Below are 18,252 nucleotides of genomic sequence, written 5' to 3' on the forward strand. Positions count from 1 at the left end.
CCTTACATTTGAATGATAATTTTACCGTTTAATTTTCCATTGGCCATCAGCGTAAGTGCTTCATTTGCCTGAGATAGAGAGAATGTTCTTGAATCAATATCAGGTATTATATGATATTTTTCCACTATTTCTGTAACTAGTTTAAGCTGCTCTCCATTGGAACGGACAAACATGAAACGGTATTCTTTTCCTTGTTTGCGGGCTGCCGAATCAAATTTGCTGCCTGCAAGTGTAAACAAACTTCTCTTTAGCCATGAAAAATCATTTCGTTTCGCAAACATCCTGTTGGGGGCTGTTCTTAAACTGAGTAACCGCCCGCCTCTTCTAAGGACAGACAGCTCATGTTCAAACTCATCTGCGCCCAGGGTGTCAATGACATAATCGATATTGGTCAGGATTTCCCAGTAGTTCTCTTTCTTATAGTCTAGATATTGGTCGACTCCCATTTTTATCAGTTTTTCTTTGGAACGTATGTTCCCGGTCACGATCACCCGAAGTCCCATTGATTTTGCTATAGGCACAGCTATCTGTCCGAAACTCCCAGAAGCACCTGTAATTAACAATGTCTTTCCGGGTTGGACTTCAAGTTCTTCTACAAGTCCCTGATAAGCAGTAAGACCGGCCAATGGTATCGCTGCAGCAGTCATAAAGTCATAACCTGACGGCATTTTGGATAGAGCTTTATGGTCAACTGCGACGTATTCGGCGAAAGCCCCAATTTTCTTTATAGGAAGTCGTGTATAAACCCGGTCGCCCACACGGAAGTCTTTGATGTCCTTTCCTACCTTTTCTACTATACCGGAACATTCATTTCCCAATGTAAGAGGCATTTTGTAATCTTGTATCAACCTTACACTTCCGGTCAGTTGAAGAATATCCAAAGGATTTACAGCGGCAGATATAATCTTTATAAGAGCCTCATTCTCATTTGGTGTCGGAATAGGAATGTCATTTATGGAAATTTTGATTTCCTTTGAATATTTCTTGATTTGTGCTGCTTTCATTATATGTTATTACTGAATGTAAGAATTGTTAATCATTAATGGGCGTAGCTTTTTTACGGTCACGCATAATATCATCCATATGATCGACAGACCATTGGAGTAGTAAATCAAGGATTGGTTTTAATGATTTTGTCCTTTCAGTAAGAGCGTATTCTACTCTTGGTGGTACTTCCGAAAATATGGTTCTTGAAATATATCCATCTTCTTCCAATGTACGAAGTGTCATTGTCAGCATTCTCTGTGATATATCTGGCATTTGTTGTTTCAGTTCCATAAAACGCATGTTTTTTTTGCCTGACCTGTCCAGAATGTAAATAACAAGTAATGCCCATTTGTCACATAATCTTGCCATAATATTTCTCACCGGGCAACCGGGAAACATGGCATCCTGTATTGTTGATCTTTTCATGAATGATAGAATCTGTTTGTTTCTAATAAAATACCGGGTTTTATATTTCTGTGCACAAAGATATGTAATATACTTTAATAACCAAGTATATTTTTTATACTATTGCTTGTGTAATGATTGATAAGTGTATTATATGATTGGATTTATTGATTATTTATCTGATTGTGATTAACAGAGATTAACGCTAGTTGAAAAACCGTTGAACAAGATTGTAAAGCAGATTGAGGATATTTGCGTCATAAAAATACAACAGACATGAAAAAGACTTTCATTATTCTACTTATGTGGCTGCCCCTGCTTATTTTAAATGCGCAGGAAAAAGCAACCTACCGCATCACTTATGATTGCCATGCATTGTATGACAAGACTCCCCAAACTTACAGGTGGAATCTTGACATAGGAAGTTCAACAGCCGTATTCTACAATCCGAATCACAGGAAGCACGAGGAAGCCTTCCAGTCCATGCAAAAGACCGATGATATTACCGCCCTCATGAATTCTATCAAGCAGCTCGGATCCAAGTATCCGAATAGGAGCAATCTGGAAATACTTATCGGAGCACCTGAAAAGGAGTCATATACCTACATCAATAAACTGGGACTGGATGATCTTTTTATGTATGAGGAGCATTTGCCCGACATACACTGGGAACTGACTGACAGTACCAAAACGGTTTGCAGCTACCAGTGCTACCAGGCCATCGCATCGGTCTATGGCAGAACGTGGAACGTATGGTACTCCACGGAACTTCCCATGCCATACGGGCCCTATATTCTTGGTGGACTCCCCGGTCTGATCCTGGAAGCGTCTGATACGGAGGAGATATTCCACTTCACATGCGTCGGAATAGAAACCGTTCATGATGACGCTACAATAGCGTTAAACGGAGAAAAGGAGGCGGTCAAATGTACCCGGAAAAAATACCTTGAGCTACGTAAATCAATTGCCACACAGACCTACTCCGAAATTGCGGCAAATGCGGTCTCCGGCGTAGGTAAAATCGTTAAAATCACCGATGCCAGCGGCAAAGATATCACCCACCAAACACAGTCTACTAAAAATTATCTGGACATAAACTGAATGCCTTATGCGTTTCATTGTATTCATTCTGTTTATATTGCTATACACCGTTCCATCCCTTGCCCAGACCGTATTATCCGGACAAGTGCAAGGAAACAACGGAGAAACTCTTGCCGGCGCAAATCTCGTGGCCTATTCTAAAGAAGGGAAAATATTGACTTATGCCACCACAGACAAGAAAGGGCTTTTCAAATTGAATGTCCCGTCTGCCGCAGACCATATCACAGTCACTTACTTAGGATTTGATCCACTGACAATCCACCCGAAAGAACTTACAAATTCTCCCATTTTCACTCTTCATGAAAAGGCATTCAAACTCAGGGAGGTGGCCGTCACCGCAGAGAGCATCTCAGAAAGAGGAGATACACTGCTTAATTCTGTATATCCCATAGTCTGGATGGATGCCATCCATTACAAGGTAACGGATGAACGTGGTTGTGCGGTTACACGTGCAATCTATAATGTGCTGGGTATTGACAAGGAAGGCCATAAGGAGCTGTATATATCAAGGAATGAGGGAGCAAACTTCTGGCTCAGTGTGCTGACAGACCTTCAGAACCGTGGAGTCGAAGATATTCTTATTGCCTGTATAGACGGCTTGAAAGGTTTTCCTGACGCCATCCAAAGCGTTTATCCCAATACAGCTGTACAGCTTTGTGTCGTACATCAGATACGTAATTCCATCAAGTATGTTGGCTCCAAAAATCAAAAGGAGTTTCTGAAGGATTTGAAATGTGTCTATCAGGCTGTAAATAAAGAATCCGCAGAAAATGAACTCCTCAAGCTGGAAGAGAAATGGGGAGAACAGTATCCTATCGTCATCAGGTCATGGCAGGACAACTGGGATAAACTCTCCGAATACTTCCAGTACACTCCGGCTATCCGTAAGCTTATATATACTACAAATACCGTTGAAGGATATCACCGCCAGATCCGTAAGGTAACGAAGAACAAGGGCGTGTTCCCATCGGATACAGCCCTTGAGAAACTGGTTTATCTTGCATACCGTAATATACGGAAGAAGTGGACCATGCCACTTGCCAATTGGGCTACAATCTCACAGCAACTGGCCATAAAGTTTGGAGACCGGTTTAAATTATTGTAATTTTACGCTCGTCGGGACGGGTGGTCCCGCCCCTTGGCGCTGGCCGTTCCCCGACCGATGAGTTTCCTAATAGGAAATAATGCGTGACACAGTTTATTTTACACTACCTAAAAAGCGTAGAAACCGTATTTGGTTATGCTTCTCTGTACAAATCTTTTTGTCCAATTTATATAGATAAAGAATTATGCTGACCATTACAGCACCTATTACTCCATAGTGCACTATTCTTGAACGGTGGACAACACGAATGTACACTGGATAAAATCCGTCAGCTCTCTTTTTTCTTACGACTACTTTAAATGTTGCCATATCAGATTGATTTATAAGTTATTAAATGGTGTATGTGTGGTGTATGTAAGTTCCGTTTATTTGGCTCATTTTTTGCAGACAAATGCACGAACCGCCTAAAAACAAATTAGGCTGTAATGTCTGAAAAACAGTCCATTACAGCCTAAATCAATGATTATCTTATACTATTTATGCTTCCTCTATTGCAGCCTGCGCCACTTTCAGATAGAATTGATAATCAGAATCTTATGCAACTTTAGCAAGTGATTTGTAAGTCTGTGATTATCATTCTTGGCAATAGTACATAAAAAGTAGTCTTATTCCTCTATCGCAGCTTGCGCCTCTTTAATTCATATCTGAATATCAGTAGCTTTCCTTTGCTTTGTAAGTAGTTTGTAAGTTTCAGGACTCTTCCTTTTTATGGATTACTTAAAAAAGGTAAGCTGCAAAATGGTTTTAATCATTGAATTATCTGTATGGGTACTACAGATGAAATAATTAATATCTTATTCCTTTCTCCTTTCTTTTAATAGTTCAATAATCATATCTTTATCCTTCAGGTTTGAATCAAGACGTAAAATTTGTGAGTTCAGACTCTCTATCTGTTCTTTCAGAAGCTTGATTGTTTCCCTCAGGTTCTCCGTTTCTTTCTTTTCGTTGGATAATTGTACAGCAAGTTCCGCGTCACCTATCAGGTTATTCGCATTTCCCTCCAAGGCAACGGCTGCAAGATGTGCCGATATATTATGTTGTTTCGGACAGAAAAGGGAAAAGAAATTGAAGTCCAATGCTTCGCTGACTTTAATAAGCCTGCTTGTCTCCATTGTCTCCCTTTCCAGTATGCGGTTTATGTGCTGCTGCGGTACACCTATTTTACGTCCCAGCTCAGATTTGCTCAATCCAAGCTCGTTACGTCTTTTGTCGATAGCCTGACCTACATGCACGTGTTTTATGTCATTATCCATGCGATTCCTTCAATAAATACATCTTAAACAATAAATCATCAAACAAATATTTGGTTATATAAACCATTTTACGTTACTTTGTGACGTAACCTATTCATTTGGTGAATACAAAGTTAAACATTAAATATTAAACATCCAACAATTATGTCTGAAAACTTAGAAAAAATCCGTCCGGCACTTGTTGCCCTTGAAGTAGGTGAATCCGTTTCATTCCCCATTTCACGTTTGAAAAGCGTCCGTACACAGGCTTCAGAGCTTGGTGCCATTTATAACCGTCAGTTCAAGACCAGGACTGACAGGGAAAACCACACCATTACGGTCAAACGAATAGTATAGAAATCAAATCAGGTTCATATGAAGATATTACAGTTTCTGGACCATCTTATACCATACGAAACATTTCTGAATGACCTTTCCTCCAGAATTGTCAGGCAATTGAAAGCCGACAAGGATGATCCTGAATTCATCAGCCAGAGGAAGGCATACGAGCTGTTTGGCCGCAGGAATGTAGAACGGTGGAAACGTCAGGGAAAGGTGGTTTCCTACAAAAGACCCGGTAAGGTGGAATACCGCACGGCAGACCTCAGGCTCTTGCAGCGTACCACCCAGGACTATTTTGATGGAAGTCTGCCAAAACAGGCCGAAAGACCAGTCAAAAGAGATAAATGATAAACATATTATGGCTAATATTTTAATAGTGACAAACTATGCATGTTTAGTTTAGCCGTGATACTCTATGAAATATAAAGAAAGCAATTATAGTAGGTACAGGAATGTGCGTCAGTAACCTTTGTTCACCAGCTTATAGCTTTACCACCTAACGATAAAGCCGGACAGGTCTTTTGTATCGCACATTCATAATGATTTTATAATAATGAAAGAAATCAGACCAGCGTGCGATCCAAACGGTGTCTATTCAGTCAAGCGCACCTGTGCTGAACTCGGTATCAGCAACAAGACACTCAAAAAATACAGAGAAAACGGGTATATCCAACCGCTTAATCCTAATAATGTCAGCCGCCCGAAATACTCCGGCCAGTCAATAATCGATTGTTGGAACCTGCTCAGTACGTTATGATAAGCGAAACAACCATACGGAAAGTAAGGGAACTTGCCATAGAAGACGTACTCAGTCCTTATGTCAGACTGTCCCGAAAAGGCTTAACCCTGATGGGACTTTGTCCTTTCCATACTGAGAAGACCGGTTCCTTTGCTGTCACTCCCAGCAAGAATCTCTTCCACTGCTTCAGCTGTAACCGTGGCGGTGATTCCATTACGTTTATAATGGAAAAGGAAAACCTTTCCTTCAGTGCCGCCGTGGAATTTATTGCCAGGAACCATAATATTCCGGTAGAATACATCAGTGAAGAGCGCAGTGAGGAACAGATGGCTAAAGCCAGGCACCGGGAATCACTTCTGACAGTTCTCGATACAGTCCAGACCTTTTTCCTTCAATGTCTCAGGGCAACAGACAAGGAAGAGAGCCTTGATGCCAGGGCCTACGCATACAGCCGGTGGCATGAGGAGTTCTGTGCCTTTGCCGGAATAGGCTATGCACCGAAGGACGGTCAGGCCTTTATGGATTTCTGCAGAAGCAAGGCTCTGAACGAAGAACTGCTGTACGAACTCGGCATGTTCAAGCGTGGCGAGGACGGCAACACATACGCCATGTTCCGACAGCGTATCATGATTCCCGTGAGAAACAGATGGGGACGCATCATTGCCTATACAGCCAGATACATCGGAGACAACAGGAAAGCTCCCAAGTATATCAACTCGGCAACAAGCATGATTTACTCCAAGGGAGAAACAGTATTCGGTATTGACCGTGCCGCCAGACTGCGTGATGCCGACTATTATATCATTGTGGAAGGTGCTCCTGATGTCCTGAGAATGCAGTCGATTGGATACGACAATACAGTAGCGTCACTTGGAACAGCCTGGAGTGACAGCCAGTTCGAGCAGCTGAAGAAGTATGTATCCTCACTCTGTTTCATTCCAGATTCAGATATTGCGGAAGGCAAGCCATACGGACCTGGATTTGAGGCGGTGATGACCAACGGGGCTGCAGCAATAAGAAAAGGATTCCATGTAACAGTCAGGGAACTTCCTTTCGCAGAAATACCATCCGAGGCAGATGGAGAAGTACAATATGCCAAGAATGATGCCGACAGCTATATCCGCAGCAGGGAGGATTACACTTCACTCCCGGAAAAGCATTTTATCATCTGGTTGGCACAGAAACGTTTTCTGGTAGCCGGTTCCATGGTAGAGGAAAGAAAGTGTGTTGCGGAAATCGCTGACCTGTTGCGCTATATAAAAGACCAGCTTGTGTATGACCAGTGCATAGAACAGCTCTCCAGACTGCACGGCAAGGTAAAGCTATGGCGTGATGCCGTTACCCAGGCACGTGGCGAAGCCAGGAAAAGGAACGACAAACCTGCGGCCATGAACGAGATGCAGCGTGAAGCGGAGCTGCTGCGCCAGTTCGGGCTGTTTGTCAGGGAAAACTGTTACTACTCCATCGGTGAAGATGATGATGAACCGTCAAGAATCTCCAACTTCATCATGGAACCACTGTTCCATATCGAGGATGAGATAAACGGAACCAGAATCTTCCGTATGAGGAATATGTACAATGTATGTAGGGTGATAGAACTGAAGGAGTCAGAACTCTGCTCACTGAGCAACTTTCAGCAGAAGGTCGGCTCGCTGGGCAACTATGTATGGCTGGCCAAGATAGACAAACTCAACCGTGTAAAGGAATACCTGTACTCAAAGACCGATACGGCAGAACGTATCAGAAAGCTCGGCTGGAATGCGGCTGAAGGATTCTTCGCTTTCGGTAACGGAATATTTTTTGCAGGCACATTCAATGCCGTTGATGATTTGGGTATTGTCCGTGGAATCAACGGCAAGGCCTTCTATATACCGGCCACTTCAAAAATCTATCTCAACAATCCGGAGATATTCCAGTTTGAAAGACTCATGGTACATGAGAACCGTAACGGAATAAAGCTGCATGACTATGTAGGCAGACTGATGGAAGTATTCGGTGAGAATGCAAGCGTAGCCTTCTGTTACCTTCTTGCCACCCTCTTCCGTGACATCATATTCAGACGCACCCGTCACTTTCCCATTCTGAACCTTTTCGGTGAGAAAGGAACCGGTAAGACAACCCTGGCCACTTCCCTCCAGTCCTTCTTTCTGCACGGAGTTGATCCGCCCAATCTCGGTGTAACTTCCGTACCGGCCATGAACGACCGTGTATCACAGGCCGTCAATACACTTGCCGTTCTGGATGAATACAAAAACGACCTCGACATCCGCAAGATAGCCTATCTGAAAGGGCTCTGGGGCGGTGGCGGCCAGACCAAGAAGAATACGAATACGGACGGGATGGCAGCACAGACCATTGTCACAACAGGTGTAGCCCTTTGCGGCCAGGACAAGCCGACACAGGATATGGCACTCTATACCCGTGTCATCTTCCTTGCCTTTTCAAAGACATCATTCAACCAGAATGAAAAAAGGGCTTATGAAGACCTTGTATCAGTCTGTAACATGGGACTTACCCATCTCACCCTGGAGATATTGGGACACCGGGAACTGTTTGAAAAGAACTTTCCGGAAATATACTCCATTACCAAGCGTGAGCTGGCTGCGAAATTGGATAATGAAACCATCCATGACCGTATTTTCGGGAACTGGGTTATTCCACTGGCTACATTCAGAACACTGGAGACTGTCATTGACGTGCCTTTCAGCTATGCGGAGCTTTTTGAAACAGCAGTCAAAGGAATACGCAACCAGAATGAGCTGGCTCAGGAAAGTTCAGAGATAGCGGACTTCTGGAGTATGCTTCAGGGATTCCAGACTTCAGGGAAATGTATTGAGAAGGCACATTACCGTATAAGGTATATGAAATCCTTCCACCCATTGTCTGTAAAAGAAGATATAGAATTTAAGGAGGCACGTCCGATTCTCTATCTGAACACAGCAGCCGTGGCATCACTGTTCAACAGCCGGAATGCAGGTTCCACCTCCAACCGCTCGAACTGGTCCACCATCATGTCGTACCTGAAATCCCATGCTTCATATCTGGGCCTGAAACAGGACAGATTCACCATACTTCTGCCAAGCGGACTTCCTGACTATACCATCGACATTGTAAATGGCGAGCAGGTTAAGAAGGTAAAGGTAAACCGACCGAAGGCTTTATGCTTTGATTATCTCCAGCTGAAAGAGACTTTCGGACTGGATCTTGAAACTGAAGTGGTATCTGAGGTACAGGAGGAAATACCTGTTGGGCAACAACATCCAGTCAAACAGGAGGAATTACATTTTGGCTGATTATTATGCTGTATCAAGAGAGCCATTATATTAATATACTGATTAACAAGTTATGTTATGTGTCTAAAAATATGCTTTTTAATTCATTATTATAGTGAAATTTCCGTATCTTTGTACTTATATGTACGACCTGATATGGAATTAGGTGCTTTTTGTAAAACAGACAATATGATAGAAACTATAACTGTAAAAAATTTCAAGTCAATAACAGATATGACATTGTCTTTAGGTAATGTCAATGTTTTTATCGGTGCTAACGGTTCCGGTAAATCAAATATTCTTGAAGCTATAGCAATGGTTGCAGCTGAGCGTTCTGCCCAAATAGAGGTAAATTCCATGATACAGAAAGGTATTAGAATAGCGAAACCAGACTTGATGATAAGTTCATTTTATGGTCAGCCATCCAACAGCACCATTAATGTAAATATATCTGGGACTGAAGGAGAACGTATAAAATATGCAATTACCAATTTAACTCCAGAGGATATTTATTCTACTTGGAAAGCTACTTACTCAACAGGAGAAAGACGTGGAAATATTAAGGAAGCAGTAGAAAAAACAGACAAGTTAAGGGAATATTTGTCCAAGTATCTTATTTATTCACTGTCAATCAACGCACTTCGTGGATTGACTTCAGAAAGCTTGCAATATCCTCTTGGTTTGAATGGAGAAGGTCTTGATGTGCTTCTTAACAACATATCCAAAGAAGAAATCATACAGATAAAAGAATCAGCTAAAGACTATATATCCTGGATTGAAGATATATTCTTTGACAGTGAGGAAATATACAAGATGCAGGGATATAAATTGGGAAGAAGTAAATCCAACCTTTATTTCAGGGATAAGTTTATGCAGAAAAAGAACAATCTTTTCTCTGCAGAGAATGCCAATGAAGGCGCTTTGGAGCTCTTGTTTTATCTGACATTATTTATCAGCAGGAAGACTCCTGACTTTTTTGGCATTGACAACATTGAAAATGGGTTGAATCCCCGTTTGTGCAGATTTCTCATGAAGAAAATCTGTGAATTGGCTGTCAAGAATGGTAAGCAGGTGCTTATAACAACGCATAATCCGGCTATATTGGATGGTTTGAATCTTAATGACGGCAGTCAGAGATTATACGTTGTGACCCGTAATGATGAAGGAAAAACGCAGGCTAAACGTATCCAGACTAAAGAACAGACAGGTGAACAGCGCATGATGCTTTCAGAAATGTGGATGAAGGGGCTTATTGGCGGTGTACCTTATAATTTCTGACGATATGAGATTGGGTATTATAGCAGAAGGTAAAGCTGACATAGCTGTAATAAAGGCAGTTCTGAAGGCCTTGAAGGGTATTGATGGTAGTGATGTCGTTCAATTGCGTCCCAGTGAACAGTTTGACGAAACAGATTTGAATGAAATGAATTTCAGCAACTGGAATCTGGTCCTGAAATCATGTGAGGACAATAGCCTGCTCCAGTCTTTTTTTGATGTATTGGCAGATGATGCTTTGCTTGTTGTTCAGATTGATACTGCAGAACGAGGTGAAGCTGGGTATGATATAAATGAACCATTACGTACAAAAGATACAGATTGGAAAGAATATTGTGATTATCTGTATAAAGCAGTAGAATATAAAATTTCGAACATTATTCCGGAGACTTATCGTGATAAGGTTGCATATGCAATAGCAATTGAAGAGACTGACGCATGGCTTATACCTTTATTCGATAATTCCTGTAAAGAAACTGCACAGTATGCAAATCCAAAAGAACGGTTACATTATCTTATTGGCAGGATTGACGGTAAAAAAAGAGTCAGATACATCAACACCGACAAAAAGAACTTGGACTATGACAATATATCAAAAGATATGAGAAAAGGACTTAGGACATGCCGCCAGAAAAGCCGGAGCCTTGATTTGTTCTGTTTGGACTTGGAGAACAAATGCAATATATAATATTATGCCAATAAAAGATAGATTTTCTCTCTTTTGTTGGCATATAAATTTTATAAGATTCTCATGGTGGTGAATGGGAAGATGTAAGTTTGGGAAAGCATGTTAAATCTCAACTATAGCAGGAATTTCGGATAAACAGTAATATTGTAAAGCTGAAATTCGCAAATAATTTCTTACGGGTTTAGTATTAAATTTCTGATTTTTCAGAATATTTCTGTATATTAGTATAGTAAAAAGACTATAAACAAAGGTATAACAAATAAATCCTATGATTGTGGCAAAAACATTTACTATTACCAGTTATGGTAAGAGTAAGGAATATCCGGAGAGCCAGCGTAAGAAAATGATTAAGGAGTTTGAGACGGCTATGCTTTGCTGTGATGGCAGTGAAGCTGAACGCTACAGGAATATATATGATGACCTGGTTGCCGGTGAGAAGGAGTGTATGGACACAGAACGTCCATTGAATCCTGAGCTTGAAGCAATGATTGAGCGAATGCTTACTACTCAAAAGTAATATTCTACAATTGCGGCACTATAAAATATTTTGTGTAAATGGAAATACGGGATTCAAATTAGAGTCTCGTATTTTTTATTTTATACATTTGCAAAATGAAGAAGATTATGAAAGAAAAGAATCAAGTAGTGCCCGATGAGGTGTTAAGCAAGGAATTCCTTAGCCAGTTCAAGACAGAAGCCGATGTAAGCAAGTTTCTGAAGCAGTTGCATGCCCAGGTATTGGAGAAGATGCTTGAAGGTGAAATGGATGCCCATTTGGGCTATGAGAAGAATTCTGTGGCCGGTAATAACAGTGGTAATTCACGCAATGGCAGTTATCCGAAGAAAATCCAGACTGAACATGGGGAAGCGGTCATTTCCATTCCCCGTGATCGTAATGGCCAGTTTGAGCCGATAGCAGTGCCCAAACATGAAAGCCGTGGACTTTCTATAGAAAAGCTCGTTATCTCCCTATATGCCAAAGGAATGAGTGTTTCTGATATAGAGGAAGAAATGCGTGAGATTTATGAAATAGAACTTTCTACATCAGCCATTTCCATCATTACAAACAAGGTAAATCAAGCCGCTCAGGAATGGCAGAACCGCCCTTTGGATCCTGTTTATCTGATAGTCTGGATGGACGGTATTGTCTTCAAGGTTCGGGATAACGGCAAGATCATAAACAAGACGGTCTATCTTTGCGTCGGACTGAGGCAGAACGGCCTGAAGGAAGTTCTTGGTATGTGGGTAGGCAAATCAGAAAGTGCTTCTTTCTGGATGGGTGTACTGACCGATTTAAAAGCCCGTGGAGTACAGGATATACTGATTACCTGTACCGACAATCTGAATGGATTTACGGATACCATCCGCACCGTATTCCCCCAGTCATCCACTCAAATCTGTGTGGTACATCAGATCAGAAACTCCTGTAAATATGTCGTTTATAAGGATAAGAAAGAGTTTACGGCAGATATGAAGAATATCTATAATGCGCCCAATAAAGAGGCCGCAGCCACGGAACTCGACAATCTGGAGAAGAAATGGGGAGGAAAGTATCCTTATGCCATACTTTCATGGAGAAACAACTGGGATGATCTTACTGTTTTCTTCCAATTCCCGCTGGAAATCAGAAAAATAATCTATACTACAAATCTCATTGAAAACCTGAACGGAAAAATCAGAAAGTACACAAAATCAAAGCTCTCATTCCCTTCGGATGATGCTGTCAAAAAGACCGTCTATCTTTCACTTATGGAGATTGAAAAGAAATGGACACAGCCTATTCATAGCTGGGGATTGATTATGAACCAATTTATGCTTATATTTGAAAACAGAATCCAGATATAAGAAGATACTTACAGCTGAATCCTGTTTCCATTTACACAACTTTTGGACAGTGTCACAATTGCAGATTTTTATGTTGCATACCTGTTTCTGATACGTCCAATTTTCTGAAGCAACTTCATTCTCAACTTTTCCGGAAAAGTAATCTCCACCTTATCACCAAGAGCCAGTATTTCATCAACTAGTTCGTCAGTCACAAGAAGCATGTAATCAAAAGACGTGAAAGTCCCCATATCATTCCTTTCCACCTGCGAATGGTGGAAAGGATGTTTTCTCAGATAATCAGCAAATGGACCGTAAGCCCTTAGAGTAACCTCTTCCGGCTGCTGTCCGGTCGGAGCCACAACACCAATGGTGTCAGAAAGACGAGTCGCCAGCGAAAATCTGCAGTCAGTCTGAAACCTGTTTCCGCTGAGATAGATTCTTGTCAGTGCATCAAGAGGAACAGCACAGAACTCTGATCCGTTCCTGTACCCAAGCAGATACCAGCGGTTATGAAACAGCTTCAAACCTTCCGGTCGGAAACGGCCTTCCACTTCATTACCCTTGTCATTGGTGTAGAATATGTACAGCTCATGCCCATCGCTGATACACTCCGATATATCCGGCAGGTATTCAATACCACTTGACATGTCAGGCAGTACGACACGATGGAACAGACACGGACTGCTCTTAAGAGCTACATCAATGATACGGCTGTTGAACAGCCAGTTACGGCAGCTGTCACCGAGTATTTCATCCAGATTCTGGATATAGTATGTATAGTCCTTTCTGTTGCACGCAATGACTATATCAAAATTTTCCTCAATCATTTTCCGGTGATGATGGAATGTGCGCAGACTCAGCGGCTTTCCATTGTACAGGAAATGGTGCTTCCAAATATCACAAAGCCTTTCAAAAGTAACCTTTCTTTCCTGATAGACTGTATGCAGCAACCAAATGTAGCGGTTGTAGATATTATTCATAAAATCACCTCTTGTAACTTATTTAACTATCTAAATATAAGCATTATAAATGAGATATGCAAGAAAATTGCACATCTGTTTTCTGTAAATTTTCAGTACAGATTGACTATATCCATACCTCTCTTCCCTGCCTCCCTGCAGGTATAGAATGTCCCACCATAAGGTTTGCCGTCATAAAAGGCTATCACGCCACATGAATGCTCCAGCATGAAGTCATTGCGCCTTAGAAGACATCCTTTGAAATAGTATTCACTTAATACGATAACCCGGTCTGCCTGGGAAATTATTTTCTGATAACGTTCCTTTTCAATTGAAGGCCACCGGCAGCTCTGTCTTCTGAAAGGTACAACGGCAATGAGCCGTATATTCGGATACCTTCCCTTCAGTGACAATACAGCTTCAGCGGCCATCAGGTCGAATCCCATGGCCATGCCTGAATAGAAGCAGGTTATACCCGATTTGCAGGCGACGGACACGGCTTCAACAAGCCGTGCCCTTATTTCATTCTGTCTTTCTACGGGAACAGTTCTGTGTCCCGTGAAAGCCAGTGACTTTGATTTTTCTGATAATATTCCGTTCATAGTTCTATACTTTATAATGAGTTCTTGCAAGGAAGATGCCTTCAATGACATTCGCTCCGAAACTCTCCAGCTGATTCGCATACATACCGAAACTGATTCCGCGTGTGATTACATCGTCAAAAACAATGACATCTTTCTCTTTGAACCACTCTTCATCAAACTCAATTATGCTTACCTTTCTGATTTCCTTTTCAGCCTTACGGTTTTCATGAACTGCCAGCCTTTCTCCGCATACCCTTACATGGTCATATCCGTTTATTGCTCCTGTGAGTTCACATACCCTTTTGCAGAAGTCCATATACCGGATTTCATTCTTTCTTACCGATGATGCCGGAACCGGAATGAATACCAACTGAGAACATCCGTCTCCGTGTTCCTCAATCATTCTTGCTGCCGTCATCTGTGCCACCGCTTCATGAGACCTTCCATCCTTAAAGTCATAAACCAACTGTCTGTCGGCGATTTCCTTTTCGCCCACATTCTGAATACGTTTGGGAAAATACTTGCAGAACCATGTCTGTGGTTTTTCTAACTGCTTTCTGATGCTTTCGTCCATCTGTACCATACGCTCTGATTTTTTCCCTTCTGTCAGCAAGTTTTTCAGCTTGCCCGAAGGATATTTTTTGCAGTTCTCAGAAGCGCAGGCATTCAATAAGGCAAACTACAAGGGAAACTGAAAATACGCTCAACCCCGTTTGAGGAAGATTTTCAGCCCTGTGTTTGACGTTTGCAATGCCGGAGATACCTTTGCAAAAAAATATCTGCAGAGGCATGCTGAACAAACCTGTGGCTGTAATGGTACATTAGGATAACCATGTATCCCTTTCGCATCAGATGTTTTCAGATAATAAAATGCACCCGTTTCAAGGGTGACAGTGTTGACAGAGAGTATCTGTCAGTGTATCAGATACTTCACATAGAAATCATGCGTTGACAAACGTTGACAACTGTAGCCACAATTTTCAGTCCGCTAAAAATCCATAGCCAAACGTTGACACATTATAATACTCTATTCTTTATAAGAAATATCAGAAAGAATATAATATGTTGTATTACAGCAATTTCCAAGACTGATTTTATGCCGGATTTTCATTGGATTTGCTGTCAACGCTGTCAACCATCAAATATATGCCTTCCTGATTTCCGTAAAACAGATTCGTTATCAACCGCCTTAGCCTTGCTGTATTGGATATGACAGGTAACACATAATCCATACAAATCCCACAATCTCCGGAATAATCCCATATTTGACGTATTGACAGCTAATAATCAGTTGTTTACCTTTACGGCATCCAATAAACGAAAAGATTAACCAGCATGAGAAATAATGAAAGTTGTTCCGGAAAAGACATATTCAGTAAAGGAGGCAGCACGCTACCTGGGTGTTCACCGCTGCACCATCTATGCCTATATCCGTTATCTGGAAAAGCCGCTGGCTTTCCTGAAGATACCTGATAAGGCAAAAAGGGTGTTCAGAGGAACTGACCTGATAGCCTACAAGGAAACCGGCCTGCCCAAACGTGGCCGCAAGCGTAAGAAACACCTTTAGTTCAGTCTGTCCCATGGAATGGTATCCAGAACATTATATTTGGCATTCATAGCAGCAAGTTCAAGAGCCAGCAGCCTTGCCCTTAGCCTGACATCCTCCATGTCGGATACGGCTTGAAGGAACTCGGACGGCTCCATTGCTCCTGACTGAATCATCCATTCCCTTGCACATTTCTCAGGAACAACGGCACTGACGAAAGAGAGTATTTCTTTTGCTATGCAGCCGGCTGTACCGTTACCGGCTTCAATGGTAAAACAGAACGGCACACCGCTCGAAGTCTTCCTCCTGAAATTGAGAAACCGGATTCCATCCATGTTTTCCATTGAAACGCTCCACCCATGCCGGGCAGAGAGATTAAAAATATTACGACAATTTTCCATTTACCATACAATTATAGTTTTGTTTTCATTTACCTGCTATAATAAGCAGCCGGTCTTGTCCGTGACGGATAGGACCGGCCACTTCTGTTTACCTACAGCCTATTCAAACCTTTCAAGAAATTCCTGAAGCCTGCTGTCCTGAATCTGTTTCAGCGGAACCGGATTAAAGTCTTGCTGCTGTCTTACCTGAAGCTTGCCAAGCCCCTGAGCACTCAGGTCAAGCTCCACATCCGAAAGCTCATTGAGGGAAATATACCCGTATTCATCCTCCATGAGTCCGATTACGATACCGAATAGAATCACATCGTCATCCTCCCTGTTTCCTTCAAGGATAAACCACCTTACAGAACCAAGGGCAAAAACCGCACGGCAAACAGCCTCTTTTCCCTTGCCGTCCTGGGAGTAGAGCGGATAACCCTCCAGAGCTTCCGCCAGTTGTGTTGTCATCAATCTGCACATATCAGTAAAAAATTAAAAGATTGTTTGATACCCATTCTTCTTGCTCGCATAACACTTGAATTTTGAAGTTCCAGTTCTTTTCCCTTTGGTAAAGCTCATTGAGCTTCATGGCCGGGATAAACCGTTTTATGTGCATTTGTGACTGCGGACCAAAGGGAGAAAAAGACAAGTGTGAAGTCAGAGAATGCAGACGGAATACCCAAATTTTTGAGGCATGAGAAAATTTGCGGAAGGCTGCCGTCAAGTCCTCCGACTGAAAGCGTAAGCGTCACTTGGCGTTTCTCCAGTCCGAAGTACCTTTGCACATAAGAAACGGTTCCGGCTATGATGCTCCAATGATTTCCTGATATTCAGTATTCAAAGATTTCTGAGGAGCATAGTATCCGTTTTCAGACAAACCACCGGTAACCGGTTGCCAATGTCAGAGCCTTTGAAGTGAAGAGCAGCGTAACCTTAAAGGCTCTGTCTTTGACAACTGTCCTGATTTATCTGCATGACTGTATGAACCTGTCGGCTGAAACTTGCTTGGTATCGGGATACGAAGCAAGTCAGCCGATAAGTTTCCGCTGTATAAGGCAATTTGTTCCGGCATCTCATGAAATACGAACAGTCGGAACAGCTTGCCTGTATTTTAAGATAGGTATTCAAGGATATAGGACGTTCCGTCAGTGCAAGCTATAGCCTGCATCATCGGGACGGCCTTCTTGTTTTCGTTTTCAGACGAGCCACCGGTAACCGGTTGCCAATGTCAGAGCCTTTGAAGTGAAGAGTAGCGTAACCTTAAAGGCTCTGTCTTTGGCAACTGTCCTGATTTATCTGCATGATTGTATGAACCTGTCGGGTGAAACTTGCCTGGTATCGGGATACGAAGCAAGTCAGCCGATAAGTTTCCGCTGTATAAGGCAATTTGTTCTGGCATCGCATGAAATACGAACAGTCGGAACAGCTTGCCTGTATTTTAAGACGGGTATTCAAGGATATAGGACGTTCCGTCAGTGCAAGCTTTAGCCTGCATCATCGGGACGGCCTGCTTGTTTGCGTTTTCAGACGAGCCACCGGTAACCAGTTGCCAATGTCAGAGCCTTTGAAGTGAAGAGTAGTGTAACCTTAAAGGCTCTGTCTTTGGCAACTGTCCTGGTTTATCTGCATGATTGTATGAACCTGTCGGCTGAAACTTGCCTGGTGTCACAGATACGAGGCATATCTGCCGGTCTGTTTTATATATCTATAGTTTATTTGTGGATACCTGGCTTCTATTCCGTAAACTGATAAGTAGAAAATTGAGTTAATATAGCTACAATACAACTCATTGGTTGTAATTTATCAAATA

18 protein-coding genes and 3 pseudogenes are annotated in these 18,252 nt (G+C 42.1%); 12 read left to right on the plus strand and 9 right to left on the minus strand.

Translation table 11 applies throughout. The features are described from left to right. Window positions 1-2 precede the first annotated feature (2 nt). Both BQ7489_RS08645 and BQ7489_RS08650 read right to left on the minus strand, forming a co-directional pair. Window positions 3-1,004, minus strand: a complete 1,002-nt coding sequence (locus BQ7489_RS08645; RefSeq protein ID WP_072530696.1) for an NADP-dependent oxidoreductase — start codon at window positions 1,002-1,004, stop codon at window positions 3-5. Window positions 1,005-1,032: 28 nt separating this feature from the next. Further along, window positions 1,033-1,413 (minus strand): winged helix-turn-helix transcriptional regulator, encoded by a 381-nt coding sequence (locus BQ7489_RS08650; protein WP_072530697.1) that lies wholly within the window; start codon window positions 1,411-1,413, stop codon window positions 1,033-1,035. Between the two features lie 255 nt (window positions 1,414-1,668). On the opposite strand from BQ7489_RS08650, the gene BQ7489_RS08655 reads away from it, so the two are divergent. The 3 genes and pseudogenes from BQ7489_RS08655 to BQ7489_RS08660 all read left to right on the plus strand — a co-directional run. Beyond that, window positions 1,669-2,493 carry a GLPGLI family protein gene (locus BQ7489_RS08655; RefSeq protein WP_083580511.1) on the plus strand — a complete coding sequence of 275 codons (825 nt, stop codon included), beginning with the start codon at window positions 1,669-1,671 and terminating at the stop codon, window positions 2,491-2,493. Window positions 2,494-2,500: 7 nt separating this feature from the next. Next, window positions 2,501-2,815, plus strand: a pseudogene (locus tag BQ7489_RS17770) (carboxypeptidase-like regulatory domain-containing protein); the annotation flags it as partial. Between the two features lie 12 nt (window positions 2,816-2,827). After that, window positions 2,828-3,598, plus strand: a pseudogene (locus BQ7489_RS08660) (IS256 family transposase); the annotation flags it as partial. Window positions 3,599-3,820: 222 nt separating this feature from the next. On the opposite strand, the pseudogene BQ7489_RS17975 reads toward BQ7489_RS08660, so the two are convergent. Continuing rightward, window positions 3,821-3,907, minus strand: a pseudogene (locus tag BQ7489_RS17975) (phage integrase SAM-like domain-containing protein); the annotation flags it as partial. 485 nt (window positions 3,908-4,392) lie between these two features. Then, window positions 4,393-4,851 (minus strand): helix-turn-helix domain-containing protein, encoded by a 459-nt coding sequence (locus BQ7489_RS08665; RefSeq protein ID WP_005649185.1) that lies wholly within the window; start codon window positions 4,849-4,851, stop codon window positions 4,393-4,395. A gap of 144 nt (window positions 4,852-4,995) precedes the next feature. Here BQ7489_RS08665 and BQ7489_RS08670 point away from each other — a divergent pair, with 144 nt between their 5' ends. The 8 genes from BQ7489_RS08670 (at window position 4,996) to BQ7489_RS08705 (ending at window position 12,991) form a co-directional block, all read left to right on the plus strand. After that, window positions 4,996-5,187, plus strand: coding sequence for a hypothetical protein (locus tag BQ7489_RS08670; RefSeq protein ID WP_005649187.1), 192 nt, complete (start codon window positions 4,996-4,998; stop codon window positions 5,185-5,187). Window positions 5,188-5,205: 18 nt separating this feature from the next. Next, window positions 5,206-5,520 carry a hypothetical protein gene (locus BQ7489_RS08675; RefSeq protein ID WP_005649189.1) on the plus strand — a complete coding sequence of 105 codons (315 nt, stop codon included), beginning with the start codon at window positions 5,206-5,208 and terminating at the stop codon, window positions 5,518-5,520. Window positions 5,521-5,725: 205 nt separating this feature from the next. Further along, window positions 5,726-5,929 (plus strand): hypothetical protein, encoded by a 204-nt coding sequence (locus tag BQ7489_RS17775; protein WP_005649194.1) that lies wholly within the window; start codon window positions 5,726-5,728, stop codon window positions 5,927-5,929. Continuing rightward, window positions 5,926-9,204 (plus strand): DNA primase, encoded by a 3,279-nt coding sequence (locus BQ7489_RS08685; RefSeq protein ID WP_072530699.1) that lies wholly within the window; start codon window positions 5,926-5,928, stop codon window positions 9,202-9,204. The genes BQ7489_RS17775 and BQ7489_RS08685 overlap by 4 nt, the downstream gene beginning before the upstream one ends. Before the next feature lie 135 nt (window positions 9,205-9,339). Further along, window positions 9,340-10,461, plus strand: coding sequence for an AAA family ATPase (locus BQ7489_RS08690; protein ID WP_239496932.1), 1,122 nt, complete (start codon window positions 9,340-9,342; stop codon window positions 10,459-10,461). A 4-nt stretch (window positions 10,462-10,465) separates the two neighbouring features. Next, window positions 10,466-11,146, plus strand: a complete 681-nt coding sequence (locus BQ7489_RS08695; protein WP_005649199.1) for a hypothetical protein — start codon at window positions 10,466-10,468, stop codon at window positions 11,144-11,146. A 268-nt stretch (window positions 11,147-11,414) separates the two neighbouring features. Beyond that, entirely contained in the window at window positions 11,415-11,663 is a 249-nt protein-coding gene (locus BQ7489_RS08700; RefSeq protein ID WP_005649201.1) for a hypothetical protein, read from the plus strand. Between the two features lie 107 nt (window positions 11,664-11,770). Further along, complete coding sequence (locus BQ7489_RS08705; protein WP_394334067.1) at window positions 11,771-12,991, plus strand: IS256 family transposase; 1,221 nt, start codon at window positions 11,771-11,773, stop codon at window positions 12,989-12,991. 68 nt (window positions 12,992-13,059) lie between these two features. Here the strand turns inward: BQ7489_RS08705 and BQ7489_RS08710 are convergent, their stop codons facing one another. From BQ7489_RS08710 to BQ7489_RS08720, 3 genes are all read right to left on the minus strand, one after another. Continuing rightward, window positions 13,060-13,953 carry a helix-turn-helix transcriptional regulator gene (locus tag BQ7489_RS08710; RefSeq protein ID WP_072530701.1) on the minus strand — a complete coding sequence of 298 codons (894 nt, stop codon included), beginning with the start codon at window positions 13,951-13,953 and terminating at the stop codon, window positions 13,060-13,062. 92 nt (window positions 13,954-14,045) lie between these two features. Beyond that, on the minus strand, window positions 14,046-14,534 hold the full coding sequence (locus BQ7489_RS08715) for an SLOG family protein (RefSeq protein WP_072530702.1): 489 nt from the start codon (window positions 14,532-14,534) through the stop codon (window positions 14,046-14,048). 4 nt (window positions 14,535-14,538) lie between these two features. Beyond that, on the minus strand, window positions 14,539-15,099 hold the full coding sequence (locus BQ7489_RS08720) for a phosphoribosyltransferase (protein ID WP_005649206.1): 561 nt from the start codon (window positions 15,097-15,099) through the stop codon (window positions 14,539-14,541). Window positions 15,100-15,861: 762 nt separating this feature from the next. Between BQ7489_RS08720 and BQ7489_RS08725 the strand changes: the two genes are divergently transcribed. Beyond that, window positions 15,862-16,083 (plus strand): helix-turn-helix domain-containing protein, encoded by a 222-nt coding sequence (locus BQ7489_RS08725; RefSeq protein ID WP_005649208.1) that lies wholly within the window; start codon window positions 15,862-15,864, stop codon window positions 16,081-16,083. Here BQ7489_RS08725 and BQ7489_RS08730 read toward each other — a convergent pair. Then, complete coding sequence (locus tag BQ7489_RS08730; protein WP_005649210.1) at window positions 16,080-16,463, minus strand: hypothetical protein; 384 nt, start codon at window positions 16,461-16,463, stop codon at window positions 16,080-16,082. The genes BQ7489_RS08725 and BQ7489_RS08730 overlap by 4 nt on opposite strands. Before the next feature lie 99 nt (window positions 16,464-16,562). Next, a complete protein-coding gene (locus BQ7489_RS08735; protein WP_005649216.1) occupies window positions 16,563-16,922 on the minus strand; it encodes a hypothetical protein in 360 nt (119 codons plus the stop codon). Window positions 16,923-18,252 lie beyond the last annotated feature (1,330 nt).

This window comes from Bacteroides ilei (genome assembly GCF_900128495.1).
Taxonomy (GTDB): domain Bacteria; phylum Bacteroidota; class Bacteroidia; order Bacteroidales; family Bacteroidaceae; genus Phocaeicola; species Phocaeicola ilei.